The organism is Nocardia aurea (assembly GCF_003123685.1).
In the GTDB taxonomy this organism is placed as follows: Bacteria; Actinomycetota; Actinomycetes; order Mycobacteriales; family Mycobacteriaceae; genus Nocardia; species Nocardia aurea.
Genome location: NZ_QCYJ01000005.1, coordinates 232705 through 256745, shown reverse-complemented (window position 1 = coordinate 256745; position 24041 = coordinate 232705). Strand labels below are relative to the sequence as shown.

Sequence of the window (24041 nt, the reverse complement as noted above, 5' to 3'; positions counted from 1 at the left end):
GTCGCAGGTGCCGCACGCCTTCGCCGCAGCCGGTGGTCGCATCCCGGAAGGGGAGCTCTCACCTGCGGATTTCCGGTTTGCGTCGACGGTCGACTAAAGTTCACGTTCGCACGATGACGCGGTTCCGGTTACCGGATACTCGTCGAGTGCGTGCGGATGTAGCGCAGCTGGTAGCGCATCACCTTGCCAAGGTGAGGGTCGCGAGTTCGAATCTCGTCATCCGCTCTCTTTCTCCACAACCCGGCACGACGGCGCGCCGATGCCATCGCTCATCAGCATGGATTCCGGCTGTGTTCGCTGGAGAAGCCGCGAAACTTCCGGCAACCCGACTACTGTGCGGGACCGGACCGAATTCGAGGGTTCAGCAACCGGTCGGCCGGGTACCTCGTCAGCGAATCGGTCTCGAATTCATCGTTCTCTCGAGACGTAGGAGGGTTTCCGTGGCCAAGGTCGACGCGATGCGGCTGTCGAACGTGCTGGGCATCGATCTGCCCAAAGCCGTCCTGCGCCTACGAAACGAATGCCGCCCCGGTGAGTCCGAACACGACGCCTGCCTGCGCATCATCGCCAGCGAGGGGCCGGGGGCGGCCACCACCGAATTCCGCCGCGTCGCCCGTTAGACGGGTTCGACGCACCGTCCGATCCGCCGATGTCGTGTGGGCGCGCCGTGCTCGGTCGGCTGCCGTAGCCGAGGGTGGTTGCGCGAATCGGCGCTCAGAGGGTCAGCCCTGCCCGTGCCTCGGCGATCAGCGGCGGCGGTTACCGTCTCGTTAGAGTGAGCCGTCGGGTCCGTCTCGTGGGATTTCGTCGGCGACTCGTGGTGCGTGGAAGGAGACGGTCATGCCCGGAGCGACCAGGGGCCGCGCGAATACCGACGCGGATTCCGGAGACGCGCGTGCCAGGTTGGTCGCCGCGGCCGTCGAGTTCTTCGCGCGAAAGGGGTTTCACGCCACCACCACCCGCGATATCGCGACCGCCGCGCGTATGAGCCCGGCCGCGCTGTACGTGCATCACCCCTCGAAAGAGGATCTGCTCTACATCATCTCCCGTGACGGTCACCGGCAGACGTTGCGGTTGGTGCGTGGTGCCGTCGCGGTGTCGCCCGATCCGGCCGTGCAGTTGGCGACGATCGCCGATCGTTTCGCCGAACACCACGCCACCCATCACGAGACGGCGCGCATCGTCAATTACGAGCTGTCGGCATTGTCGCCGGATCACCTCGACGAGATCACCGCGATCCGTCGCGCGATCGAGGCCGAGGTCAGGGCCGTCGTCGAGCGTGGTGTCGCCGCCGGGATCTTCGACACTCCCGATATCGCGATGACGACCATGGCATTGCTTTCCCTCGGGGTCGATGTCTCCCGGTGGTATCGCGACGACGGCACCTGGACCCCGGAACGGATCGGGACCTACTACCGCTCGCTGGCATTGCGAATCGTCGGTTCACGGGTCTCCTGAACCCGGCGAGTCGTATCGGTGCCGGTCCGGCTGTCGCGACCGCCGCCCCTTGACGCCCGATCGGGTTTGAGCCACCCTCTAGAGGTCTAAGCAAGCGCTTAGTCAGTCGCCGCCGGATCGACTGTCCCGAACCCCATCGAACGGAGATTGATGTGAAAGCCTGGCAGATTGCGCGCCTGGGGGAACCCGGTGACGTGCTCGAACTCGCCGATCTGCCGGATCCGCAGCCGGAACCCGGTCGGCTCGTCGTCCGGGTACTCGCCGCGGCCGCGAATTTCCCCGATGTGCTGATGTGCCGGGGCCATTACCAGATCCGGCCGGAACTGCCGTTCACGCCCGGTGTCGAATTGTGCGGCGAGATCGTCGCCGTCGGCTCCGGCGTCACCGGATTCGCGGTCGGCGATCGCGTCATCGGCACCGCGTCCCTGCCGCACGGCGGTTTCGCCGAGATGGCCGTGATGGACGCCGCCGACGCCCAGCCCGCCCCGCCTGCTCTCGACGACGCCGCGGCCGCCGCATTCCATATCGCCTACCAGACGGGTTGGTTCGGACTGCATCGCCGGGCGGCGCTGCGCCGCGACGAGACGCTGCTGGTGCACGCCGCGGCGGGCGGGGTCGGCAGCGCGGCGGTCCAGCTCGGCAAGGCGGCCGGTGCGCGGGTGATCGCGGTCGTCGGCGGACCGGGCAAGGTCGAGGTCGCGCGCGGACTCGGCGCGGATATCGTGGTCGACCGCAGCCAGGAGGATTTCGTCGAGGTGGTGCGCGAGGCCACCGGCGGTCGCGGCGCGGATGTCATCTACGACCCGGTCGGTGGGGACAGCTACGACCGGTCCACCAAATGCGTCGCCTTCGAGGGCAGGATTCTCGTCGTCGGATTCGCCGCGGGCCGGATTCCGGCACCCGCGCTGAATCACGCGCTGGTGAAGAACTATTCGATCGTCGGCCTGCACTGGGGTCTGTACAAGCAGAAGGATCCGGCGTCGGTCTGGGACTGCCATCTCGAGCTGACCGCGCTGGCGGAATCGGGTGCGCTCGCGCCGTTGATCGGGGCGAAACTCGCCCTGGCCGACGTCCCGGACGGTCTGACCAGGCTCGCCGAGGGGCGCACGGTCGGGCGCGTCGTCTTCCAGCCCTGATCGTCGGACGACAGGTGCGCGGGCTTCCTCCAGCCCTCGCACCTGTCCGGTTCGTCAGCTCGCGGTGGAGCGGAAACCGCGCAGTCGCAAACTGTTGCTGACCACGAACACCGAGGAGAACGCCATCGCCGCACCGGCGAGCATGGGGTTCAGCAGACCCGCCATCGCCAGCGGGATGGCGCCCACGTTGTAGGCGAAGGCCCAGAACAGGTTTCCCTTGATGGTGGCCAGCGTGCGGCGCGACAGCCGGATGGCGTCCGCGGCCGACCGCAGGTCGCCGCGCACCAGGGTGAGGTCACCGGCTTCGATGGCGACATCGGTGCCGGTGCCCATCGCCAGACCCAGATCCGCGCCCGCCAGCGCCGCCGCGTCGTTGACGCCGTCACCGACCATGGCGACGACCTTGCCTTCACTCTTCAGCCGGGTGATCACGGCCAGTTTGTCCTCGGGCAGCACCTCCGCGATCACCTCGTCGATGCCGACCTGATCCGCGATGGCGCGGGCCGCCGCGGCGTTGTCGCCGGTGAGCATGATCGGGGTGAGACCGAGCGCCTTCAACTGCGCGACGGCTTCGGCCGAGGTCGGTTTCACCGCGTCCGCGACGACGAGCACGCCGCGCGCGCGACCGTCCCAGCCGACCGCCACCGCGGTCTTCCCCTCCGATTGTGCCGTGTTCAGAGCGTGTTCCAGCGCGGGCCCGAGTTCCAGCGACCAGTCGGCGAGCAGTCGAGGCCTGCCGACGAGCACCGCGTGCCCGTCGATGACGCCCTGCACCCCGAGTCCCTCGATATTCGAGAAATCCTCGACCGCGCGCAGCGTGCCCGTCTTCTCCCGCGCGCCCGCGGCGATGGCGCGCGCGATCGGATGTTCGGAGGAATCCTCCAGTGCGCCCGCGAGGGCGAGTACCTCGGTGACGTCCTCGCCTTCGGCGGCGACCACGTCGAGCAGGGTCATCCGGCCGGTGGTGACGGTTCCGGTCTTGTCGAGGACGACGGTATCGACGCGCCGCGTCGACTCGAGCACCTCGGGCCCCTTGATCAGGATGCCGAGCTGCGCGCCGCGTCCGGTGCCGACCATCAGCGCGGTCGGCGTGGCCAGCCCGAGGGCACACGGGCAGGCGATGATCAGCACGGCGACCGCCGCGGTGAAGGCCGCCGCCACCGAACCGCCGGTACCGAGCCAGAATCCGAGTGTCGCGACCGCGAGCGCGATCACCACGGGGACGAAGATCCCGGAGATCCGGTCGGCCAGACGCTGGGCCTGGGCCTTGCCGGTCTGGGCCTCCTCGACCAGGCGGGCCATCTGGGCGAGCTGGGTGTCGGAGCCGATACGGGTGGCGCGCACCACGATCCGGCCGCCGACATTGACGGTCGCGCCGACCACGGCGTCGTCGGGACCGACCTCGACGGGCACCGACTCGCCGGTCAGCATGGACGCGTCGATCGCCGACGAACCCTCGACGACGGTGCCGTCGGCCGCGATCTTCTCGCCGGGGCGGACGACGAATTCGTCGCCGACGGCCAGTTCTTCGATCGGAATACGCTGTTCGACAGCACCGTTCGAGGGGTGGCCCGTGTGGTGGGTGCCGCCTACGCTGTGAAAGTCGCCTGCGCGACGGAGGACCGAGACCTCCTTGGCCCCGAGTTCGAGCAGTGCCCGCAGTGCCGCGCCCGCCCTGCGCTTGGACCTGGCCTCGAAATACCGCCCGGCCAGGATGAAGGTGGTGACCCCGGCGGCGGCTTCCAGGTAGATGCTGCCGGTGCCGTCCATCCGCGCGATGGTGAATTCGAACGGATGCTTCATACCGGGTGTTCCCGCGGTGCCGAAGAACAGCGCGTAGAGCGACCAGCCGAACGCGGCGAGCGTCCCCATCGACACCAGGGTGTCCATGGTGGCCGCGCCGTGGCGCAGATTGGTCCACGCGGCCCGGTGGAACGGCAGCGCGCCCCAGATCACGACCGGCGCGGCCAGCGTCAGCGACAGCCACTGCCAGTTGTCGAATTGCAGTGCCGGGATCATCGCCATGGCGATCACGGGGACGGTCAGCACGATCGAGATCAGCAGTCTGGTGCGCAGTGCCGCGCTCGGGTCGTCCGCGTCGGTGTCCTCGGTCGGGGCCTCGACCTTCGGCGCGGGTAGCGCGGCGGTGTATCCGGCCTGCTCGACGGTCGCGATCAGCTGTTCCGGGGAGATGTCACCGGTGACGTCGACGCGGGCCTTCTCGGTCGCGTAGTTCACGCTCGCGGTCACGCCGTCGAGCCGGTTCAGCTTCTTCTCGATACGGGCAGCGCACGACGCGCAGGTCATACCGCCGATCACCAATTCGACCCGATCGGGGGCGCTCGGTTGTGTCGGGGCGATCATCGTGGGCTCCGTTCTCAGGGTCAACTGGTGCATTGTCGCTGGTCGGGGCGTCAGTGTGGATGGGAGGGGGCGGGAGTGGCCCCGTGGCCGCCGTGCGGTTCCATGGTCGGCGCCGAGGACGCCGGGGCGACTCGCACGGTGAACTCGGCGGTGCGGACCACGCCGTCGTGCTGGAAGTCGAGGAAGAGTCGGTAGTCGCCCGCGCTCGGTGCGGTCATCGAGAAGGTGATGCCGGGCCCCGCGGGAGTGACACCGTCGCCGGGATGGCCTTCCGGGTGGACGTGCAGGTAGGCCAGGTCGGCGGTGCGCAGCGCGACCAGGTGGCCGTAGGCGCCCAGGTAGGGCTGGATGTCGGTCACCGCGCGACCGGCGCGTGCCACCGACAGGGTGACCCGCGACGCCCGACCCGGTGCGACCGTCCCGTCGAGGGTGACGGTGTACTCGCCGACCGTCGCGGTCGTGGCGGGGGCGGGCAGCGGTTGCACGTCGTACTGTCCGGGAACTCGCAGGTCGGCGCCGAGGGTGGTGTTCACGCCGCCGTCGGGGGTGAAGTCGGCGAAGACCCGGTAGTCGCCCGCGCGGCGCAGGTCGAGCGTGGCGTTCCAGTCGCCGTTGCCGTCGAGGACCGGGTGCACGTGCTGGTAACCGGCCATATCGCGCCGCACGACGATCAGGTGCAGATCCTTGTCGTGACTGCGCGTGTAGCGGGTGACGGCGCGGCCCTCGACATCGACGACGCGGAACCGCACCGCGACGTTCGGCCCCGCCGAGGCGACCGGATTCTCGAGGCGAAGGGTGTACCCGTTCTCGGTGGACATGAGTCCCCCTGGCATCTCGTCGACCGGAGCCGTCCGCTCGTCGGTGTGGGAATTCGAATCGTGTGCGGCGGCCCCGCCGGGTTCCGGGCCGATCGTCGCGCCTGCCGCGACGGCGATCCCGAAGATCGCCGCGAGGCCGACGGCGAAGCCTGCGAACTTCGCTGGTGTGTTCATCGGGGGCTCCGTTCCGGATGGTTTCGTCACGGATTCGGGCTGGTCCGTGCGGTACGAACGCGTGCGGCTCACCGTCGTCCTAGTGGTTACCATACCCCCCTAGGGTAACTTGTCAACCGGCTGCGGTCGCCCATGAGCGGCAATCGCACCGGTCACGGGGCTGCCTTCGCCCTACCCAGCCATGCCGTCCCCGAAAACCGAGATCGCCCCGGGTCGGTACCGCCGGAACGTTTCCGGCGGTACCGACCCGGGGCGATCGTGACGGCGGTGAACGAGTCGACCGTGGAACGCTCGGGCCATCCGCCCGACGGACCGAGTCGCTAGGCGGCCGCGTGCAGATTCCGCGCGGTCGGTGAGGTGGCGGTGGTGGCCGGATCGGGGTGGGTTCCGAAGAGGCGGTCGGCGGTGCCGGAGGTGGTCACGGTGAACCAGAAATGTTCGTTCTTGTAGTGGTGGTGCCTGTGGTTCTTCCATACCGCCCGGTAGAGGCCGTGTTTCGGTTTGTAGTCGGTGTGGATGAGGTAGTGGGTCCACTCGTAGCAGAGGCCGAGCACCGTGACGGTGAGCAGGAATGTGAGGCCGAGACCCGTTCGCGGGAAGGCGAATACGGTGATCGCGAGCAGGGCCGCGACGACCACCGCGAGTGACCTGGTCGGGATGAAGATCAGCGGGATGTCGCGCGGATTCACGTGGTGTTCGCGGTGTTTGCGCGCCAGTTCGCTGTCGAGGGTGACAGGGCCGAGCCGTTTCGGTCGCCAGTGCAGCACCAGCACGTGCACCACCCATTCGAAGGCGGGGAAGACGGCGAGCACCGCGGCGGGCACCGCGGCGTCGCTCCACCGCCAGTCGCCGACGACGACGCGGGCGATCAAGGCCCCGGCGAGCACCGTGGCGATCATCCACGGCGACGGATGGCGCAGGAATTCCCGGAAGGCGTCGGGGAGATCGAGTCCGCGTCGCAGCGCGCGGCCGGGTGTGGCGGTGGGGCTATCGGTATGTGTCATGACGGTTTTCCTTGTGCTGAGACGGTCCAGGGCGGTCACTGCCCGCCGAGGGCGGCGATCAGGGCCGTGGTCGCCGGTTCCAGAAGTGCCGTTGCCGCGTCCGCGGCCTGTTCGGGCTCGCCCGCGAGCACGGCGTCGGCGAGTCGGCGGTAGCCGTCGGTATTGCCCACCTCGGCGGACATGAGGGGGGCGAGCGCGACGAGCGCGGGTTCGTACGCGGCGCCGAGCATGTTGAACATCAACCGGAAGACGATCGAGTCCGCCGCGTCGATGATGTGATCCCAGAATTGCAGCGCGAGCCGTTGCAGGGCGATCGGATCGGATTCGGCGCCGAGTGCGTCGAGCAGTCGCGCGAGTTCGGCGCGCAACGCCTCGGCGTCGGCGTCGCCGATTCGCGCCGCGGCCAGTTCGGCGACCTTGGGGCCGTTGTGCAGCCGCGCCTCCAGGATGCTGCGCGCGACAGCGGGTTCCAGCACACCCGCTCGGACGAGCAGCCGTGGCAGTACCTCCAGTCCGGCGCCGCGCCGATAGTCGAGCACCGTCGTCGCGTCGCCCTGGCGCACCGCGACGAGTCCGGCCGCGCCGAGTCGTTGCAGCGCCTCGCGGACCGCGGGGCGCGAGACGCCGAGCGCCTCGGCGAGCTGTCGCTCACTGGGCAGCGTCGAACCCGGTGCGAGTTCGCCGCTGAGCACATCCGCGGCTATCTGTTCGAAGACGTCAGCCGATACCGAACGCTTGACCACCGGTTGCAATGCCATGCCCCCACCTTGCCCCGCAGTGGTCAGCTGGTCAAGTGGTCATACCAATTTCTCGGTCCGTCGTAGCCCGTCCGGTCGTGGCAGACTCGAACATGGGAGGAGGGAGAGGTCATGACGCGACATCACGGCGGGCAACGGTGGATAGCGCACGCGCTGCCGATCCGGACCGGGAGAGTGCTGCTCCTGCATCGCAATCCGGGGGGTAGGCACGGCGATCTGTGGGATATCCCCGGGGGCTCGGTCGGCCCCGGCGAGACACCGGCACAGGCCGCACGACGCGAGGTCAGCGCGGAAACGGGCCTGGACGTCCTGATCGCCGACGAACTGACCCATTTCGTCAACCCGGACACCGGAGACGACGAGGTCGACCTGCAGACCGCGGATACCGAGACGATCAACACCCAGACCAACCCGCTCCAGATCAACGAGGCCGTGACCGTCGGCATCCACACCGTCACCTTCGGCTGTTTCGAGAACAGGCTCGACCGCGATGTCAGCCTCACGCCCGAACATTGCGAATTCGAGTGGATGTCCTACGCCGAGGCCACCCATGTGCCGCTGGTCTGGCATGTGCGGCGCACCCTCGACCACGCGGAGGCGCTCGGCCTGCTGACCTAGCTGGGATCGGAGCCGCGCACCGCGGCGAGCCAGACGGTGACGGCCGCGCCGACCAGCGTGGCCCCGACGAAGGCGGGCAGACCGCCGCCCATGACGTAGACCCAGAGCAGGGCCGCGAACGGGGCGGCGACGGCGGACTGGGCGTCCAGGAGCAGGCGGCGGGTCGCTGTGGTGACCGTCGCCGCCTTCTCGGCGGCCTCCGGATCGGGCAGGGACGCGTTGTCGATGAGGCGGCCGGGGGGTTCGCCGGTGCGAATACGGCCGGACGGATACAGGCGTACGGTGCCCGTGTGCAGCGTTCGCCCGGTGACCTCGGCGGTGGTTTCGGTGAGCGCCAGCAGAGCGGGATCGAAATAAACCGGTAGCCAACGGGATTCGACGCCCGTGCGCGAATCCGTCGCGGCGTTCGCGGTGATCTCCAACCATGATCGGCTGACCAGCCGGTGCTGATTCCTGACCCGCCTGATCCTGACCGTGCCCGGCGAATCGAGCCCGTTGGGCAGGTGGCCGAACGCGGTGGCGAGCCGGAACGCGGTGTAGCCGAGGACGACGACCACCACCACGGCAAGGCCCGCGAGCTGGTCCACATCGGCGAACGGCGTCATCGCGGCACATACCGCGATGACGCCGATGGTCGTTCCGACCGGGTAGCCGAGCGGATGACCCGGTCCGGATCTCACTTCAGGAAGCCGACTTTCGTGAAATCGGCCGATTGCAGACCGAACGCGCCCCAGTTCGCGAGATCCGCGCGCTGGGCGATGGTCCCGGCCGACTGGTAGAGCGGCAGCGAGAAACCCTCCGCGAAGATCATCTTGTCGGCCTCGTTGGCCATCTCGATCGCTTTGTCCGGGTCGAGTTCGGAGATGATCTCCTCGATCAACGCGTTCAATTCCGGTGACCCGATACGTCCCTTGTTGCCCTGAAGGTTGTTCGGGTCGTAGTAGTAGATCTGCGGCAGCGCGCCGAGCGGGAAGATGCTCTTGCTCCAGACGAAATTGGCGATATCGAAATTGCCGGGATCGATGACCTGGGTGAACAGGCCGTTGCCGGGATAGGTCTGGATGTCGAGTTTCACGCCGATCGCGGCGAGGTTCTGCTGGGCGATCTGCGCGACCTGATTCCAGGTTTCGGCCTGGAACATGACATTGCGGATGACGAGTTTGCGTCCGTCCTTCTCGCGGACGTCGCCGTTGAGTTTCCAGCCGAGTTCGTCGAGTTCTTTGGCCGCTTGATCCGGGTCGTAGGCAACCGACTGGGCGTTGTTCTGATAGCCCTTCTGACCGTTGAGGTAGAGATGGTTGTCGAGCGGCTTCGGATCCTGCACCACTCCGTTCAGGAGCGCCGTCGCGATACCCTGCCGGTCGATGCCCTTGGAGACGGCGACACGCAACCGCGGATCCTCGAGAATCGAGCCGGGAGCGCCGTTGAAGGTCATATGCGTGAAATTCAGCGACGGTGCGCGCCGTACCACCAATCCGGGCGAACCCGACGCCGTCGTCACCTCATCGATACCGCTGATGGACGCCGAATCGAGTTCGTTGTTCTGCAGCGCGCTCAGACGCGCCGAACTGTCGAGCACGCTGTAGGTGACGGTGTCGAGGACCGGCGTATCACCCCACCACTTGGGGTTGCGGCCGAGCACGATTCGCTGCTGCGCCCGGTCGATCGAGGTGATCACGAACGGTCCCGCCGAGGCGTGCAATCCGTTGCGATCGAGATCGTTGAAGGCCTGCGGCGTCGCGGTGCTCGCCTTGGGGTAGAGCGGATTGAACATGCCCTGCCACTCGGCGTAATGCTTGGCCATCGTGACGATCGCCTGCCGGTCGTCTACTCCGCGCTCGACCTTCGCGACACGGCTGTAGCCCTGGGTCGCCCCGACCAGGAAGGCGTTGTCGCGGCCGCTGAGCGCGTTGGCCTGGCTCGCGAGATCCTCCCACGTGATGGGGGTGCCGTCCGTCCACACCGCTTTCGGGTTGATCGTGTAGGTGATCTGCTGCGGTTCGGTACCGGTGAGCTGTATGTCGGTGTAGTAGTTGCGGTCGATCGGCAACTCACCCGACGCGGTCGAGTTGATCGTGCCTGGCAGTGTCCACCCGACCACCTCGGAGGCATCGCCGTCGGCATCGACGTGCAGGCTGTTGAACGTCTCCGGGAAGCCGGTGATCTGCAACCGCAGATTGCCGCCCTGGCGCAATTCGCTCACGTCGTGCGGATTGATGTCGACGGTGGTGCCGATGGCGCCGCTGCCCGCCGTCACACCATTGCTGTCAGCCGAACATCCGGCGACGACGAGTCCGACGGCGGTGGCGCGGATGATCAGGCGTAGCCCGAGCGACCGAATCCTCACGGTGTTCCTTCCAGATGGCCGAACCGTCCGCCGCGTCCGGCGAAAGTCATTTCACGAAACCGATTTTCGTGTAGTCGAGCGAGGCGAGTCCCGCCGCGCCGAAATTGGCGAGGTCGGCGCGTACCGCCACGTTGCCGGGGGATTGGAGCAGCGGCACCGAATGGCCCTCCTCGAAAACCTTGCGGTCGACCTGATTGGCCAGTTCGATCGCCTTCTGCGGATCGAGTTCGGACATCGTCCGGTCGATCAGCGCGTTGAGTTCAGGAGAGCCGATGCGGCCGTAATTGCCCTGCAGATCGTCCGGGTTGTAGCCGTAGATCTGATTGAGACTGCTCAGCGGGAACGGGTCACCCACCCAGCTCCACTGCCCCACATCGAAATTGCCCGGCTGGATCACGTCGGTGAAGTAGCCCTTGCCGGGTTTGGTCTCGATATCGACCTTCACCCCGATCGCGGCCAGGTTCTGCTGGATGATCTGCGCCATCTGCACCCAGGTGACGTCGTTGTACATGACGTCGCGGATCTCCAGCCTGCGCCCGTCCTTCTCGCGGAACTCCCCGTTGAGTTTCCAGCCCGCGGCGTCGAGTTCGGCGGCGGCCGCCGCCGGATCGAAGCCGAGGCTGTTGTCCCGGTACCCCTCCTGGCCCCGCAGGTAGATGTGGTTGTTCAGCGGTTTCGGATCCTGGACCAGTCCGGTCTGAATGGCGGTCGCGATGCCCTGGCGGTCGATGGCCTTGGAGATGGCCACGCGCACCGCCGGATCGGCGAGGATCGAACCGGGCGCGCCGTTGAAGGTCAGGTGGCTCCAGCCGTTACCGGGTGCGCGCCTGACCACGACGCCGGGGGTGTTCTGCGCGGTCTTCAGGTCGTCCCTGGAACCGAGCCCGGTGGCGTCGATCTCGTTGTTCTGCAGTGCGGGCAGCGTGGCCTCGCTGGAGAGCACGGAGTAGGTGATGGTGTCGAGTTTGGGCTTGTCGCCCCACCAGGTCGGGCTGTGGCCGAGCACGATGCGGCCCTGGGCCCGGTCGGTCGACTGCACCGTGAACGGGCCCGCCGTCAGCGCGATCGCGTCGACGAGGCTCTTGTTGAAACTCTCCGGCGTCGCCGTCACCGATTTCGGGTACAGGAAGGAATTGCCCGCGAACTGGCCGCGCCATTCGGCGTAGTGCTGGGTGAAGGTGACGACGGCCTGCCGGTCGTCGGCGCCGCGTTCAACCTTCGCGACCTTGTCGAACCCGTTGTTGTTGCCGATCAGGAACGCCTTGTCCCGCCCGCTGAGGGCGTTGGCCTGGGAGGCGATGTCCTCCCAGGTGATCGGGCTGCCGTCGGACCAGACGGCCTTCGGGTTGATGGTGTAGGTGACCTGCTGCGGTTCGGTGTTCGTCAGCTGGATGTCGGTGAAGTAGTCGGTGTCGATCGACAGTCGGCCCGAGGCGTCGGTGCGGAACGCGCGCGGCATCATCGGACGCTCGATCGAGGTGATCGTCGCGTCGTTGCCGTCGTTGGACAACGTGTTCCAGTTGGCCGGGTAGGCGGAGACCGACAGCCGCAGATTGCCGCCGTCACGCAGTTCGGAGACATCCTTGGGATTGATATCGCTGGTCGTCCCGAGTTCGGCGACGGCCCCCTCCGGGGCGGTGTCGTCGCCGGAACCGCACCCCGTCAGCACCAGCGCGCACGCGAGGACCGTGACGGCCGACCGTGAGCCGAGAGACCGATATCCCATGGAATAACCTTCCTGACGACGAAGTGCGTGACCCGGCTGTCGTACTCGAATCCTCACCGCACGAATGTTCACCGCACGAATCCGATCGTGGTGTAGTCGTAGGATGCCAGACCCGGCGCGCCGTAATTGGCGAGATCGGCCCGCACCGCGACATTGCCGGTCGACTGCACCAGCGGCAGCGAGAAGCCGATCTCGAACAGTTCGCGGTCGACCTCGTTGGCCAGTTCGTTGGCCTTCTCCGGGTCGAGTTCGACCAGCGACCGCTCGATCAGCGCGTTGATCTCCGGCGAGCCGATACGACCGTAATTGCCCTGGAGTTCTCCGCCGGGGTTGTAGGCGTAGACCTGCGGCAGGCTGCTCAACGGGAAGGCGTCGCCGGACCAGACCCAGTGCGCCACATCGAAATCACCCGGTTTGATCACGTCGGTGAAGTAACCCGCGCCGGGTTTGGTCACGATCTCCATCTCGATGCCGACCCGCGCGAGATTCTGCTGGATGACCTGCGCGATCTGCACCCACGACTGCGCGTTGTACATGACATCGCGGAATTTCAGCCTGCGGCCGTCCTTCTCGCGGAATTCGCCGTTGAGTTTCCAGCCGAGCGCGTCGAGTTCGGCCGCGGCGGCCGCGGGATCGTAGGGCAGGCTGTTGTCGCGGTAGCCGATCTGCCCCTCGACGAAGACATGGTTGCCCAGCGGTTTCGGATTCTCCACCAGCCCGTTCTGCACCGCCGTCGCGATGCCCTGGCGATCGATGGCCTTCGACACCGCGACGCGCAGCGCCGGGTCGGCCAGAATCGAGCCGGGGGAGCCGTTGAAGGTCAGATGCGACCAGCTGTTGCCCGGTGCGCGGCGGATGGCGACGCCGGGGGTGTTTCGCGCCGTCTTCATCTCATCGATCGAGGAGATTCCCACCGCGTCGATCTCGTTGTTCTGCAAGGCCGGGATCAGCGCCTCGCTGGAGAGCACCGAGAAGGTGATGGTGTCGAGTTTCGGTGTGGCGCCCCACCACCGGGGATTGTGGGCGAGCACCACGCGACCCTGCGCGCGGTCCACCGACCGGACCAGGAAGGGCCCTGCGGTCAGGGTGATGCCGTCGCGCAGACTGTTGTTGAACGCCTCGGCCGACGCGGTGACCGATTTCGGATAGAGGAACGAGTTGCCCGCGAACTGGCCGCGCCATTCGGAATAGGGCTGGGCGAAGGTGAGCACCGCCTCGCGGTCGTCGGCCCCGCGTTCGACCTTGGCCACCCGGTCGAAACCGGTGGTCAGTTTGATCAGGTACGAGGTGTCCCGCCCGCTGAGGGCGTTTGCCTGGGAGGCGATGTCCTCCCAGGTGATCGGGCTGCCGTCGGACCAGACGGCCTTCGGGTCGATCGTGTAGGTGACCTGCTGCGGTTCGGTGCTCGTCAGCCGGACATCGGTGAAGAAATTGGTGTCGACGGACAGTTCACCGCTGGCGCTGGTGCGGAAGGCACGCGGCATCATCGGCCTCGCCAGCGCGCCGACCTCACCGCTGGCGTCGGTGTGCAGCACGTTCCAGTTCTCCGGCAGCGACGTCAGGGCCAGCCGCAGGTTGCCGCCGTCGCGCAATTCGGAGACATCGCGCGGATTGATATCGCTGGTGGTGCCGAGTTGGGCGGCCGCACCGGCCGGCGCGCTCTCCTCGGCGTCGCCGCAGCCGGCGAGCACCAGGGTGAGGGCGACGAACGGCACGGCGAGTCCGCGACGGCGTGCGGTGGTCCGCTGGGTTCTCATCGCAGGAATCCGATCGTGGTGTAGTCGTAGGTCGCCAGACCGGGAGATCCGATATTGGCCAGATTCGCCCGGACGCCGTAACTACCGTCGGACTGGGTCAGGGGCAGCGAGTGTCCCTCGTCGAAAACCTTGCGGTCGACCTCGTTCGCCAGTTCGACGGCCTTGTCCGGTTCGAGTTCGGCGAGGGTTCGCTCGATGAGGGCGTTGAGCTCCGGTGAGCCGATCCGGCCGTAGTTGCCCTGGAGGTCGGTGGGGTCGTAATAGTAGATCTGCCGGATGCTCCCGAGCGGGAAAGCGTCACCCTGGAAACTGAATTGCGCGGCGTCGAAATCACCCGGCTGGATGACATCGGTGAAGAATCCCGCGCCCGGTTTGGTGTCGATGGTGAGCCCGACGCCGATGCCCGCGAGATTTTGCTGGATGATCTGCGCGACCTGCACCCAGACGGGGTCGTTGTACATGACATCGCGGATGACCAGCTTGCGCCCGTCCTTCTCGCGGAATTCGCCGTTGAGTTTCCAGCCGAGCGTGTCGAGTTCGCGCGCCGCGGCGGCCGGGTCGTAGCCGAGGCTGTTGTCCCGGTAACCGTCCTGCCCCTGCAGGTAGACGTGGTTGTTCAGCGGTTTCGGATTCTCGACCAGTCCGTTCTGAATGGCGGTCGCGATGCCCTGCCGGTCGATGGCCTTCGAGATCGCCACGCGCACACCCTGATCGGCCAGGATCGAACCCGGAGCGCCGTTGAAGGTGATGTGACGCCAGCGATTGCCGGGGGCGCGGCGCACCTCGAGGCCGGAGGTGTCACGCGCTGTCTTCACCTCGTCGACCGAGCTGAGCAGCGCCAGGTCGAGTTCGTCGTTCTGTAGCGCGCCGATCCAGGCGGCGTGGTCGAGCACGCTGAAGGTGATGGTGTCGAGTTTCGGTTGATCGCCCCACCACCCGGGATCGCGTTCGAGCACGATCCGGCCCTGGCCGCGATCGGTCGACCGGATCCGGAACGGGCCCGCGGTCGGCCCCATCGCGTCGGTCAGACTCTTGTTGAACGAATCCGGCGTCGCCGTCACCGATTTCGGGAACAGCGCGGCATTGCCCGCGAACTGCCCGCGCCATTCGGCGTACGGCTGCCTGAAGGTGAGCACCGCCTGCCGGTCGTCGACGCCGCGTTCCACCTTCTCCACGAATTCGAAACCGTTGGTTATCGCGATCAGGAACGCCTTGTCCCGTCCGCTGAGGGCGTTCGCCTGGGACGCGAGATCCTCCCAGGTGATCGGATTCCCGTCGGACCACGTGGCTTTCGGATTGATCGTGTAGGTGATCTGCTGCGGATTCGTTCCAGTCAGCGCGATATCGGTGAAGTAGTTCGTGTCGACGGCGAGTTCGCCCGCCGCGTTCACCTGGAAGGCGCGCGGCATCATGGGCTTCTCGATATCGGCGATCTCGCCCTCGTTGCCGTCGTTGGACAGCGTGTTCCAGTTCGCGGGGAACGAGGTCACCGCCAACCTCAGATTGCCGCCGTCGCGGAGCTCGTCGCGGCTTCTCGGATTGATATCGCTGGTGGTGCCGATCGCGTCGGACAGCCCGTGGGCGGAATGATCGTCGCTCGAGCCGCAGCCCGCCGCGACGAGTCCGACCACGACGATCGCCGTGGCACAGCGAAACCGCCCGGACCGTGTGCGCCCGGACCGTGTGCGCACCGACCGGTCCAGCCTCGAACGAACTTCCACAGCGCTCTCCTGCCTACCCGCTGACGACCGGAACCGGCACCGCCTCGATCAACGCCCGGGTGTACTCGTGTCGAGGATCGTCGAAGATCTGCTCGGCCGGACCGGCTTCGACGATCTTGCCGCGATACATCACCGCGATATCGTGCGCGAGATTGCGCACCACCGACAGGTCGTGGGAGACGAACAGATACGACAGTCCCCGCTCGGTCTGTAGATCGCGCAGCAGATTCAGCACACCGGCCTGGATGGACACGTCCAGTGACGACACCGGTTCGTCCAGCACGAGCAGTTCCGGATCCAGGGCGAGGGCGCGCGCGATGCTGATGCGCTGCTTCTGGCCGCCGGAGAAATCCGCCGGATAGCGGTCGGCGTGTTCGGGACGCAGGCCGACCTGCCTGAGCAGTTGCGGTACCCGTTCGGCGATCTCGGCCCTTGGCCTGCCGTCGATGCGCAGCGGTTCGGCCAGCGCGTCGAAGATCGGCAGCCGCGGATCGAGTGAGGCCGTCGGATCCTGGAACACGATCTGCATCGTGCGGCGGATCTCGCGTTTCTGGGACCTGGTCAGCGTCGCGACATCGCGGCCCATGATCTCGATGGTGCCCGATTCCGGTTTCGCCAGGTCGAGGATCTGGGTGAGCGTCGTCGATTTGCCGGAACCGGATTCGCCGACCAGGGCCAGCGTCCGTCCCTTGCGCACCTCGAAGCTGATGCCGTCGACCGCGCGGACCTCGCCCTTGCGGCGCTGGAAGATCACCCCCGAGGTGATCGGGAAGGTTTTCCGCAATTCCGAGACTCGCAGCACCACACCGGAATCGGCGTCGTCACGGGTCGCGGGTTCGGTGATCTCGGTGCGGTAGGCGGTGAACAGTTCGGCCGTGCCGACCTCTTGGGTGCGGATACACGCCACGGCGTGTCCGGGCGCGGTGTTCTCCAACGGCGGTTCCGCGACCAGGCATTCGTCGATCGAGATCGGGCAGCGCGGCGCGAACGAGCAGCCGGGCGGCAGGGCGTGCATGGCGGGCGGCGCGCCGACGATCGGGATCAGCGGCGAGCGGGCAGGCCCGTCCATCCTCGGGATCGAGCCGAGCAGACCCACCGTGTACGGCATCCTCGGCTCGTTGAAGAGTTCGGCCGCGGTTGCCGTTTCGACGACCTTGCCCGCGTACATCACCGCGATCCGGTCGGCCAAGGTCGCGGCGATGCCCATGTCGTGGGTGATCATGATGACGCCCGCGCCGGTGATATCGCGTGCCTTGCGCAGCAGATTCAAGATCTGCTTCTGCACCGTGACGTCGAGTGCCGTGGTCGGCTCGTCGCAGATGATCAGCGCGGGATCGTTGGCGATCGCCATCGCGATCACCACGCGCTGGCGCATACCGCCGGAGAATTCGTGCGGGAAGGCCTTGGCCCGCACCTCGGCGTCCTCGATGCCGACGAGTTTCAGCAGGTCGACCGCTTTCGCCGCCGCCTCCTTGCGGCCCATCGAGCCGTGCGCGAGCAGCGCCTCCGCGATCTGCTCGCCCACCCGGTACACCGGTGTGAGCGCGGAGAGCGGGTCCTGGAAGACCATGCTGATCGAACTGCCGCGCAGCGCGGACATCTGACGGTCGCCCAGTCCGAGCAGTTCGCGCCCGCGCAACCGGATCGATCCGTTGATACGCGCCTGCTCGGGCAGCAGACCGATGATCGCCAGCGACGACACCGATTTGCCGGACCCGGATTCGCCGACGATCGCGAGCACCTCACCGTCGGCCACGGTGTAGTTCACCCCGCGCACGGCGTCGATACGACCCTCTTCACTGGGGAAGGAGACCCGCAGATCGGAAACCTCCAGCAGGGGCGCTGTCGAATGTGCGCCGGTCATGGCTTGGCCTTCTCTTCCGATGCCGCTGAGGCTGATTTAGCTGATTTAGCTGACTTAGCTGATTTATCCGGGGCCGACTTCTTCTTGGACCTCGCGCGCGCGGCGCTCGGATCGAACGCGTCGCGCAGGCCGTCGCCGACCAGATTCGCGCACAACACCGTCAGGATCAGCAGGCCGCCCGCGAACATGAACAGCCACGGGTAGGTCAGCGCCGATCGGGTGCCCGCCGCGATCAGCGAACCGAGCGACACATCGGGCGGCTGCACACCGAATCCGAGGAAGCTCAAACCGGTTTCGGCCATGATCGCCGCACCCACGGTGAGCGTGGTGTCGATGATCAGGATGGACGCGATATTCGGCACGATATGGCTGACGATCACGGTGCGGGTCGGCGCGCCCATGTATCGCGCGGCCTTGACGAATTCGCGATCACGCAGGCTCAGCGTCAGTCCGCGCACGATGCGGGCACTGATCATCCAGCCGAAGACCGCCAACAGCACGATCAGCAGCCAGAAGGATCCGCTGCCCTTGGTGCGCGGCGCGAAGATCGCGATGATGATGAAACTCGGGACGACGAGCAGCAGGTCGACCAACCACATGATGGCCCGGTCGGTCCAGCCGCCGAGCAATCCGGCCAGCGCGCCGGCCGTGGCCGCGATGGTCGTCGAGATGAGCGCCACCAGCAGGCCGATGACCAGCGATTTCTGTAGACCGCGCAGGGTCTGCGCCAGTACGTCCTGACCGATCTGGGTGGTACCGAACGGATGGTCGGCGCTCGGCGGTTTCAGCAGCGCCGTGTAGTCCATCTGCTGGTAGTCGTAGGGCAGCAGCGGCGGCAGCGCGAAACTGAGGATGAACATCAGGACCAGCACCACCGCGCCCGCCACGGCCGGTTTGTTGCGCAGGAAGCGCCGTATCACGAGTTTGCGGCGTCCCGCCGCCGCGATCTCCGGCGCGCCCTGGACGATGATCTCGGCTTCGGTCATGCCCGCGCCTCCCCTGTGCGATCCACCCGGCCCCCGTGCGCGCCGGTCTGCCTCTGTCCGACGCTCATCCCACACGCACCCTGGGATCGAGCAGCGCGTAGACGATATCGGAGAGCAGGCCGGAGACCAGTACGACCAGGCCCGCGAAGGCCGTCACCGTCACCACGACGTACAGGTCCTGGGCGTTGATCGAATCGACGAGCCATTCGCCGACCCCGTGCCAGCCGAAGATCTTCTCGGTGAAGGTCGCGCCGGTGATCAGGGCGCCGAGGCTGTAGGCGAACAGTGTCGCCATCGGGATCAACGCGGTGCGCAGACCGTGCTTGTACAACGCCTTGTTGCGGGTCAGTCCCTTGGCGCGCGCGGTGCGAATGAAATCGCTCTGGAGTACGTCGAGCATCGCATTGCGCTGGTAGCGGCTGTATCCGGCCATTCCGCCGAGGGCCAGCGCCGCCGTCGGCAGCACCAGATGCTGCACCCGGTCGAGCAGTTGCGGCCCGAAACCCTCGATCTTGTTCGCCGACGTCTCACCGGTATAGAGGAATATCTGCGACCCGGTCAGCGAATTGATCTCGAGCGCACCGTATTTCAGGAGCGTCGCGAGGAGGAAGATGGGCGTGCTCAAGATCAGCAACGACACGATCGTCGTGAAATAGTCGCTGAACTTGTACTGCCTTATCGCCCCCGCCGCGCCGATCAGCACACCGAGCGCCGTGCCGATCAGCGAGCCGACGATCAGCAGACGCAAGCTCACGGCCACCCGCCTCGGCAACTCCTCGCTCACCGGCTGCCCGGCCAGCGTGGTGCCGAAATCGCCGTGCGGAATGCCTTTCAGCCAGGTGATATACCGCTGCGGGATCGGGTCGTCGAGATGCAACTCCTCGGCCTTGGCGTCGATCACCGACTGCGGTGGGCGTGGGTTGCGCTGTTCGAGACTGTCCAGCGGCCGGAACGTCAGCGACGCCAGGCTGAACGTCAGGAAGGAGGCCAGCAGCAACAGCACGACATAGTTCAGCGCGCGTCGTAGCAGGAAGCCGGTCATCAGTCCTCTGGTCCTACGGCTGGTCGGGCCAGCGTCCGAGTATTAGGCCCCGATCATAGGGACGCGCACACCGGTCTCGCATGCCGCGCGCGCAACAGCAGGTCCGCCGGGTGTCGGTGAACTGCTTTATCCTGAGCGGACCATGACGTCGGGCTATCCGGCGTGGGAGGGGGAAGACCAGTGGCGTATCCGCAGTATCCGGGGGGCTACAACCCGTATCCCGGCGGTTATTCGATGCCCGCCGCGGCGCCGAACGGCGCGACCGCGATCATCGCCGGTGTGCTGGCGTGTCTCGGCGCGCTCTCCAATCTGGTGGGCGGGGGATTCAACGTCGCGTTCAGCGCCGCGGACTTCGGCTCGGACCTGTCGGAATTCGATTCGACCGGATTACTCGGCAACGAGAGCTACAGCACATTCGCTCTGGTGACCGGGATCGTCTCGATCATCACGGCGGTGGTGCTCGGCGTCGGTGCGATCATGCTGTTCAACCGCAAAGCGCTCGGCCGCACACTCGTGGCGGCGGCGTGCGCGGTCTGCATCCTGTCGCAGCTCGTCGGGGTGGTCGTCGTGCTCGGCCTGCTGTCCTCGACCGACGTCTCCCCGGTCAGCGGCGGTCTGAGCGGAATCTTCAGCATCGTCTTCCCGGTCGCGACCCTCGTCCTGGCCCTGGTGCCGGCGACATCGCGGTGGCTGGCCCACCGGCCGACGGAGGTCCCGCCAGGTTACGGCTCCCCGCAACAGGGTTACCCCCAACCCGGATATCCGGACGCCCGCGACCAGCAGTACGGCGGCTCGCGGCCGGGGTACCAGCAGCCCGGTTATCCGCAGCAGGCCCCCGGCATTCCCGGAACGGGTGCGCCGCTGGGCGATCCCGCCTACTCCGCGCCGCCCTCGGTGCCGCAGACCGGCTACCCGCAGCAGGACCACGGCATTCCCGCACCGGGCGTGCCGCTCGGCGACCCGGCGTATTCCGCGCCGCCTCCGCTGCCGCGACCCGACTCCGCCTACCCGCCGCCGCCCGTCCCGCTGACCAAATCCCAGGACGAAACGTGGAAACCACAGGGCGGATGGTGAGCGTTGCGATCGCGCTTCGACGAATTTCCGGCAGGATGGAATAGGTGACCCATCTGCACCTGCCCAAGCCCAAGATGGTGGCCACCGATGTGGACGGCACCCTCATCGACCACGACGAGCGGGTCACCGCGCGCACGAAGGCCGCGGTGGCGGCCCTGATCGCCGACGGTGTGCCGTTCGTTCTCGCCACCGGCAGGCCGCCACGCTGGATCGATCCGGTGGTCGACGGCCTCGGCTACGCGCCGCTGTGCGTCTGCGGCAACGGCGCGGTGATCTACGACAGCGCCACCGACAAAGTGCTGGCGAGCCGCACCCTCGACGTCCCGACACTGTCGTGGATCGCCGATCTCGCCGAGCGGGCGCTGCCCGGCTGCGGACTGGCCGCCGAACGAGTCGGGGCCACCGCGCACGACGCGGTGACACCCCAGTTCGTCAGCTCACCGGAATACGAACACGCCTGGCTGAACCCGGACGACACTGCGGTCGCGCGGCACGAGGTCATCGACGCGCCCGCGATCAAGATGCTCATCCGGTTGCCGGGGGCCCGCAGCGGGACCATGCTCGCGACCCTGGAACCGCTGGTCGGCGCACGCGCCGACATCACCTATTCCACCGACCACGGATTGATCGAACTGTCCGCGCCCGGCGTCACCAAGGCGTCGGGACTGTCCTCGGTCGCCCAGCGCCTCGGCGTGGAACCTTCCGCGATCATCGCCTTCGGCGATATGCCCAACGACGTGCCGATGTTGCGGATGGCGGGGCACGGCGTCGCCATGGCGAACGCGCACGAGGAGGCCATCGCCGCGGCGGACGAGGTCGCCGCGGCGAATTCCGAGGACGGGGTCGCCCAGATTCTCGAACGCTGGTGGGTCTGAAGCGGTGAACGAAGCGGCGGGTGCGCCCTTTCGAGGGCACACCCGCCGCTGCTGTTCGGTTCGTGTTCGGCGCTACGGGCCTGGCTCCGACGCCCCGGACTCCTCGGCCGGATCCCGACGCATCTCCTGCTCGTAGGTGTCGTTGTAGGTCTTCAGCACCGTGGTCACGATCCCGGTGAGTTCGTTGAGGATCAGCGATCCGTTCTGGAAATCCGAGCGCAACCCGTCCGGCACCGGATAGCTGTCGGTCAGGGGGAGTCCGAGTGCGCCCCCGTCCCCGCCGAGTTGCAGGAAGCGGTCGAGGATCGCGCCGAGCACTTCGAACACCCCGCCCTCGGCGTTCGTGTAGACGTAGCCGTTGGTAAACCGGGCGTACTGGCCGCCGTTGGCGGCGGGCATCGGCTCGGATTCGGCGTCACCGAGGGGACCGTCCGGACCGCCACGCTCGGACCAGTGCCTGGCGATGACATTGTCATCGACCATGGTGAGCAGTCGGGCGGTCAGCGCGGCGAGTTCGGCGAGTTCGGCGGCGCTGCGCCGCGACGTCGCACTGTCCTGCTGACGGGTGTCGCCGCCCGCGGCGATATCGCGGATGCGATCCATCACGTCGTAGGCGGCGTCGCCCGGGCAGCTGGTGTTCCCGACATCGCGGTGCGCGAAAACCACGGGCAGCCGCACGGATTCGCCCTGCGCGTACGGGGTGAACTCGGTGCCCTCGGACCACATGGTGGTGGAACCCTTCGGGTCCAGGCCCGCCACCCTGGTCCGCCAACCGATGAAGTTCCCCACCGCCTCCAGCGCGATATTCGACGGCGTCTCGGATTCGTGGTTGCCCATCAGCGCGATGCCCGCGGTGTTCTCGTTGAACCCGCCCGCGTGCGCGCCCTGCACCGGCCGGTCCAATCCGCCCGCGCGGCCCTCGAAGATCTGACCGTATTTGTCGACCATCGCGTTGTACCCGATGTCACACCAGCCCAGCGTGCGCGCGTGATAGGTGTAGATCGCCCGGACGATGCCCGCCGATTCGGATTTGCTGTAGTCGTTGCGGCCCGCGGTGTGATGCACGGTGACGCCGCCGAGCTGGTCGTCGTAGGTGGGTTCGTCGCATCGGATGGATTCGTCCGCGCCCCACTGCGCGCGGCTGATGACGTTCGGCCCGCCGCCCGGCAACGCCGAGGCGATGTCGTGCAGCGCGCCGTCGATCGCGCCGCGACCCGGATCGATCAGCACCGCCGTCAATCCGGGGGCGAGGGCCGAGATATCGGACCGTGGCGCGGCGGCGGGCACCGGCTGGACCGGATCGGCCAGCGGCAGCGAAGGCGGCGGCGGGGCCTTCGGCGCGGCGGCGGCGTCCTTGCGGGTCACCAGGATCTGCACGGCGGTGGTGTTGCCGACATAGATCGGTTCGGTGCCCGCGGTCCGGTCGGCGGTGCTGCGGTCGGTGCGCCTGGTGTCGACGGGTTCGGTCTCGTACCACGGCCCCCAGGTGCCGTTCGGCTGGCGCGCCCGCACCATGGCCTTGGTGTTCACCAGATCCTGCGCGGTGAGCGCGACGACGCTGAACGGGGTGTCGCGCGAGAGTTCCTTGACCTGGGCCCCGACCTGGTCGACCAGGTCGGCGGGGATCGCGCCCGGTGCCAATGCCGGTGTGTCGGGGGTGGTTCCGGGTTCGAGCTGGGTGGGATCGGCGACGAATCGGATGCTCCCGCCCGTCTGCCCCGGGGCTCTGGCGGGAACCGATGGGCCGGTGTCGTTCAGTTGCGGCAGCGGGATCTCGTCGGGTAATTCCACGCCCGACGGCAGCGGCAGCCCGTCGGGGACGGTGACCGAAGGCGGTAACGGCAGCATCCGCAGATCGGACAGGTGCAGGTCGGGTAGGTCGAGTCCGGTGAGTTCGCGCACCGGAAGCGTGATGTCGGGCGCCGAGTTCATCATCACCTCGGCCATCCGCGCGGGTACCGCCGCCAGGTCGCTGTTGTTCGCCGGTCGGTAACCGACCGAATCGCTGAGTGTCAGTGCCGCCAGCGGAGCCGTGACCGCAAGGGTGGTGAGAACCGGGAGCACGTAGGAACGTTTCGGTTTGCGGTTCGGCACGAGCGTCTCCAATCGGATCGACCAGTGAACATGCGCACAATTTCCTACTTGATTCTTGATGTATCAACGACCACACTGGTTCACAAATCTCACATGTCTAAACCTCTTGTTTAGGATTTTGCGAATAGCTCGAATGTAGCTCTCGGGATGTGGATGGACCGCGCGACATGCCGAAAAGGCGTCCGGTCGATCCGAATACGGAAACCCGTGCGGGCGGTGCGTGGA

The 24041-nt window shown here is 67.1% G+C and carries 19 protein-coding genes and 1 tRNA gene; 7 read left to right on the top strand and 13 right to left on the bottom strand.

Annotated elements, in window-relative coordinates:
* Positions 1 to 152 precede the first annotated feature (152 nt).
* The 4 genes from DAT37_RS01845 to DAT37_RS01830 all read left to right on the top strand — a co-directional run bounded on the left by DAT37_RS01845 (position 153) and on the right by DAT37_RS01830 (position 2594).
* Positions 153 to 225, top strand: a tRNA-Gly gene (locus DAT37_RS01845).
* A gap of 215 nt (positions 226 to 440) precedes the next feature.
* A complete protein-coding gene (locus DAT37_RS01840; RefSeq protein ID WP_109522876.1) occupies positions 441 to 620 on the top strand; it encodes a hypothetical protein in 180 nt (59 codons plus the stop codon).
* A 220-nt stretch (positions 621 to 840) separates the two neighbouring features.
* Complete coding sequence (locus tag DAT37_RS01835) at positions 841 to 1458, top strand: TetR/AcrR family transcriptional regulator (RefSeq protein WP_109522875.1); 618 nt, start codon at positions 841 to 843, stop codon at positions 1456 to 1458.
* A gap of 152 nt (positions 1459 to 1610) precedes the next feature.
* Positions 1611 to 2594: an NADPH:quinone oxidoreductase family protein gene (locus DAT37_RS01830; protein ID WP_109522874.1), complete on the top strand. Its 984-nt coding sequence runs from the start codon at positions 1611 to 1613 to the stop codon at positions 2592 to 2594.
* Positions 2595 to 2648: 54 nt separating this feature from the next.
* Here the strand turns inward: DAT37_RS01830 and DAT37_RS01825 are convergent, their stop codons facing one another.
* The 4 genes from DAT37_RS01825 to DAT37_RS01810 all read right to left on the bottom strand — a co-directional run bounded on the left by DAT37_RS01825 (position 2649) and on the right by DAT37_RS01810 (position 7712).
* Complete coding sequence (locus DAT37_RS01825) at positions 2649 to 4958, bottom strand: heavy metal translocating P-type ATPase (RefSeq protein WP_109522873.1); 2310 nt, start codon at positions 4956 to 4958, stop codon at positions 2649 to 2651.
* A 50-nt stretch (positions 4959 to 5008) separates the two neighbouring features.
* The gene (locus DAT37_RS01820; RefSeq protein WP_109522872.1) at positions 5009 to 5950 is read right to left on the bottom strand and encodes a hypothetical protein; all 942 of its coding nucleotides are present in this window, start codon (positions 5948 to 5950) and stop codon (positions 5009 to 5011) included.
* Positions 5951 to 6270: 320 nt separating this feature from the next.
* Positions 6271 to 6954: a sterol desaturase family protein gene (locus tag DAT37_RS01815; RefSeq protein ID WP_109523224.1), complete on the bottom strand. Its 684-nt coding sequence runs from the start codon at positions 6952 to 6954 to the stop codon at positions 6271 to 6273.
* Positions 6955 to 6989: 35 nt separating this feature from the next.
* Positions 6990 to 7712, bottom strand: a complete 723-nt coding sequence (locus tag DAT37_RS01810; protein ID WP_109522871.1) for a FadR/GntR family transcriptional regulator — start codon at positions 7710 to 7712, stop codon at positions 6990 to 6992.
* A 111-nt stretch (positions 7713 to 7823) separates the two neighbouring features.
* Here DAT37_RS01810 and DAT37_RS01805 point away from each other — a divergent pair, with 111 nt between their 5' ends.
* On the top strand, positions 7824 to 8330 hold the full coding sequence (locus DAT37_RS01805) for an NUDIX domain-containing protein (RefSeq protein WP_109522870.1): 507 nt from the start codon (positions 7824 to 7826) through the stop codon (positions 8328 to 8330).
* Here DAT37_RS01805 and DAT37_RS01800 read toward each other — a convergent pair.
* The 8 genes from DAT37_RS01800 to DAT37_RS01765 all read right to left on the bottom strand — a co-directional run bounded on the left by DAT37_RS01800 (position 8327) and on the right by DAT37_RS01765 (position 19773).
* On the bottom strand, positions 8327 to 9010 hold the full coding sequence (locus DAT37_RS01800; RefSeq protein ID WP_408637355.1) for a hypothetical protein: 684 nt from the start codon (positions 9008 to 9010) through the stop codon (positions 8327 to 8329). The genes DAT37_RS01805 and DAT37_RS01800 overlap by 4 nt on opposite strands.
* Entirely contained in the window at positions 9007 to 10677 is a 1671-nt protein-coding gene (locus tag DAT37_RS01795) for an ABC transporter family substrate-binding protein (protein ID WP_109522869.1), read from the bottom strand. Before DAT37_RS01795 ends, DAT37_RS01800 begins: the two co-directional genes overlap by 4 nt.
* A gap of 46 nt (positions 10678 to 10723) precedes the next feature.
* Positions 10724 to 12403 carry an ABC transporter family substrate-binding protein gene (locus tag DAT37_RS01790; protein ID WP_109522868.1) on the bottom strand — a complete coding sequence of 560 codons (1680 nt, stop codon included), beginning with the start codon at positions 12401 to 12403 and terminating at the stop codon, positions 10724 to 10726.
* 68 nt (positions 12404 to 12471) lie between these two features.
* Positions 12472 to 14160 carry an ABC transporter family substrate-binding protein gene (locus DAT37_RS01785; protein ID WP_109522867.1) on the bottom strand — a complete coding sequence of 563 codons (1689 nt, stop codon included), beginning with the start codon at positions 14158 to 14160 and terminating at the stop codon, positions 12472 to 12474.
* Positions 14157 to 15863: an ABC transporter family substrate-binding protein gene (locus tag DAT37_RS01780; protein ID WP_456320109.1), complete on the bottom strand. Its 1707-nt coding sequence runs from the start codon at positions 15861 to 15863 to the stop codon at positions 14157 to 14159. Before DAT37_RS01780 ends, DAT37_RS01785 begins: the two co-directional genes overlap by 4 nt.
* Positions 15864 to 15894: 31 nt before the next feature.
* Positions 15895 to 17745, bottom strand: coding sequence for an ABC transporter ATP-binding protein (locus tag DAT37_RS01775; RefSeq protein WP_109522866.1), 1851 nt, complete (start codon positions 17743 to 17745; stop codon positions 15895 to 15897).
* Positions 17742 to 18731, bottom strand: a complete 990-nt coding sequence (locus DAT37_RS01770) for an ABC transporter permease (protein WP_109522865.1) — start codon at positions 18729 to 18731, stop codon at positions 17742 to 17744. Before DAT37_RS01770 ends, DAT37_RS01775 begins: the two co-directional genes overlap by 4 nt.
* Positions 18732 to 18795: 64 nt before the next feature.
* The gene (locus DAT37_RS01765) at positions 18796 to 19773 is read right to left on the bottom strand and encodes an ABC transporter permease (protein WP_109522864.1); all 978 of its coding nucleotides are present in this window, start codon (positions 19771 to 19773) and stop codon (positions 18796 to 18798) included.
* A gap of 180 nt (positions 19774 to 19953) precedes the next feature.
* On the opposite strand from DAT37_RS01765, the gene DAT37_RS01760 reads away from it, so the two are divergent.
* Positions 19954 to 20847, top strand: coding sequence for a DUF4064 domain-containing protein (locus DAT37_RS01760; protein WP_109522863.1), 894 nt, complete (start codon positions 19954 to 19956; stop codon positions 20845 to 20847).
* A gap of 74 nt (positions 20848 to 20921) precedes the next feature.
* Complete coding sequence (locus tag DAT37_RS01755; RefSeq protein ID WP_109523220.1) at positions 20922 to 21722, top strand: HAD family hydrolase; 801 nt, start codon at positions 20922 to 20924, stop codon at positions 21720 to 21722.
* 72 nt (positions 21723 to 21794) lie between these two features.
* Here DAT37_RS01755 and DAT37_RS01750 read toward each other — a convergent pair whose 3' ends face one another.
* A complete protein-coding gene (locus DAT37_RS01750; protein WP_109523221.1) occupies positions 21795 to 23816 on the bottom strand; it encodes an N-acetylmuramoyl-L-alanine amidase in 2022 nt (673 codons plus the stop codon).
* Positions 23817 to 24041: the final 225 nt, after the last annotated feature.

Excerpts from the sequence above, each read along its gene's own strand:
- DAT37_RS01785 (WP_109522867.1), bottom strand. The coding sequence starts at position 14,160 with ATGAGAACCCAGCGGACCACCGCACGCCGTCGCGGACTCGCCGTGCCG.
- DAT37_RS01835 (WP_109522875.1), top strand. The coding sequence starts at position 841 with ATGCCCGGAGCGACCAGGGGCCGCGCGAATACCGACGCGGATTCCGGA.
- DAT37_RS01810 (WP_109522871.1), bottom strand. The coding sequence starts at position 7,712 with ATGGCATTGCAACCGGTGGTCAAGCGTTCGGTATCGGCTGACGTCTTC.
- DAT37_RS01775 (WP_109522866.1), bottom strand. The coding sequence starts at position 17,745 with ATGACCGGCGCACATTCGACAGCGCCCCTGCTGGAGGTTTCCGATCTG.
- DAT37_RS01770 (WP_109522865.1), bottom strand. The coding sequence starts at position 18,731 with ATGACCGAAGCCGAGATCATCGTCCAGGGCGCGCCGGAGATCGCGGCG.
- DAT37_RS01815 (WP_109523224.1), bottom strand. The coding sequence starts at position 6,954 with ATGACACATACCGATAGCCCCACCGCCACACCCGGCCGCGCGCTGCGA.
- DAT37_RS01805 (WP_109522870.1), top strand. The coding sequence starts at position 7,824 with ATGACGCGACATCACGGCGGGCAACGGTGGATAGCGCACGCGCTGCCG.
- DAT37_RS01755 (WP_109523220.1), top strand. The coding sequence starts at position 20,922 with ATGGTGGCCACCGATGTGGACGGCACCCTCATCGACCACGACGAGCGG.
- DAT37_RS01820 (WP_109522872.1), bottom strand. The coding sequence starts at position 5,950 with ATGAACACACCAGCGAAGTTCGCAGGCTTCGCCGTCGGCCTCGCGGCG.
- DAT37_RS01825 (WP_109522873.1), bottom strand. The coding sequence starts at position 4,958 with ATGATCGCCCCGACACAACCGAGCGCCCCCGATCGGGTCGAATTGGTG.
- DAT37_RS01765 (WP_109522864.1), bottom strand. The coding sequence starts at position 19,773 with ATGACCGGCTTCCTGCTACGACGCGCGCTGAACTATGTCGTGCTGTTG.
- DAT37_RS01790 (WP_109522868.1), bottom strand. The coding sequence starts at position 12,403 with ATGGGATATCGGTCTCTCGGCTCACGGTCGGCCGTCACGGTCCTCGCG.